We start from the raw sequence: 1,605 nt of genomic DNA on the forward strand, positions 1-1,605 counted from the left end.
CAAATCCCAGTCCCGGCGTTCGACCTTTTGCTGCACTCGCTACGCTCGTTAGCAAAAGCTCGACCAAAAGCCGTCCTCGCCACCGTCGGTGGCTCGTCGGCCTCGCGCTAGCGCGCGAGTGAACCGGCGACCGTCCGGGCTCTGCGCGAGAACGGAGTTCTCGCGTGCCCGCACTCGCGTCGCTCGTGTGGACTCCGGACCACTCGGTCGCCGGACGCTGGCCGCGTAGTTCGGCCCGAATTTCCGAAACCGTCTCCGTGCACCTCGCACGACTCGTACCAACGTCTCGTAGTCCTCGTCACCGTAGGGACGAGACAGATCTCGGCGAGGAGGAAACGCGTCGCACCCTTACAGGTCGGCGTCGACGCGGATCTCGCCCTCGGTGACGGTGTCGACCACCTCGCCTCCGACGGTGTAGTCGTCCTCGCCCTTCTCGCTCCACCCGAAGGCGGCGAGGGCGGCCTCGCCGAGTCCGGGGTCGGGGTCGACCCACGCGGTGTTGGATTCGACTTCGGTCACGACGCCGAACTCCTCGCCCTCGATGTCGACGAGGATCTTGCCCTCGTCCTCGCTGGTGAGCGTGGCCATACTGGCGTCGTCGTCGCGCGCCGGCAAAGGAGTGGTGGCGACGCGGCGCGGCCCCAGCGTTCTTTCGGGTGGCGAGCGACGAGGCGAGTATGTCGGCAGATGACACGCCGGTTCCCGTCGAAACGGGCGACGAGTACGTCGTAGACATCGAGGACATCGGTGAAGAGGGCGACGGCATCGCGCACGTCGAGGACTTCGTCGTCCTCGTGCCCGACGCGAAGATGGGCGATCAGGTCCGCGTCGAAATCGACACCGTGCAGGACGAGTTCGCGGTGGCGGATCTCATCGAACACGAGGCGGACGTCGAGTAGCTCGAACCACGACAAGACCTCGCACGATTTCGGCCCATCGGACGCTCTCTCGGTCGTTGGGACCGCCTGCCAGAGAAAATTTTATATAGAAGGACAAACAATCCATCTGGTGACGATGTCTCAGCGACGTATGCAGGGCCAGCCGATGGTCATCATGGGCGACGACGCACAGCGCGTGAAGGACAAGGACGCGCAAGAACACAACATCTCCGCGGCGCGCGCCGTCGCGGACGCCGTACGCTCCACCCTCGGCCCGAAGGGGATGGACAAGATGCTCGTGGACGACATGGGTGACGTCACGATCACGAACGACGGCGTCACCATCCTCGAGAAGATGGACATCGACAACCCGACGGCCGAAATGATCGTCGAGGTCGCCGAGACCCAAGAGGACGAGGCCGGCGACGGCACGACGACCGCCGTCGCCATCGCGGGCGAACTCCTCAAGAACGCCGAGGACCTCCTCGAGCAGGACATCCACCCGACCGCGGTCATCAAGGGGTACAACCTCGCGAGCGAGAAGGCCCGCGAGTTCGTCGACGAGGAGGCCGTCGACGTCGACCCCGACGACGAAGAGCTCGTGCGCTCCGTCGCCGAGACCTCCATGACGGGCAAGAGCGCGGAGATCGACAAGGAGCAGCTCTCCGGACTCCTCTACGAGGCGCTGCGCGCCGTCTCCGTCGAGGCCAAGGACGGATCCACGGTC

The 1,605-nt window shown here is 65.3% G+C and carries 3 protein-coding genes; 2 read left to right on the plus strand and 1 reads right to left on the minus strand.

Features of this window, described 5'->3' with window-relative positions:
• Window positions 1-348: 348 nt before the first annotated feature.
• Entirely contained in the window at window positions 349-588 is a 240-nt protein-coding gene (locus AOZ13_RS13540) for a hypothetical protein (protein WP_020222607.1), read from the minus strand.
• 89 nt (window positions 589-677) lie between these two features.
• Here AOZ13_RS13540 and AOZ13_RS13545 point away from each other — a divergent pair, with 89 nt between their 5' ends.
• Both AOZ13_RS13545 and AOZ13_RS13550 read left to right on the plus strand, forming a co-directional pair.
• Entirely contained in the window at window positions 678-899 is a 222-nt protein-coding gene (locus AOZ13_RS13545; RefSeq protein WP_044958295.1) for a TRAM domain-containing protein, read from the plus strand.
• A gap of 115 nt (window positions 900-1,014) precedes the next feature.
• On the plus strand, window positions 1,015-1,605 hold a 591-nt coding region (locus AOZ13_RS13550; RefSeq protein ID WP_394324684.1), incomplete at its 3' end, for a TCP-1/cpn60 chaperonin family protein.

Origin of the sequence: Halarchaeum acidiphilum MH1-52-1 (assembly GCF_000474235.1) — an archaeon.
In the GTDB taxonomy this organism is placed as follows: domain Archaea; phylum Halobacteriota; class Halobacteria; order Halobacteriales; family Halobacteriaceae; genus Halarchaeum; species Halarchaeum acidiphilum.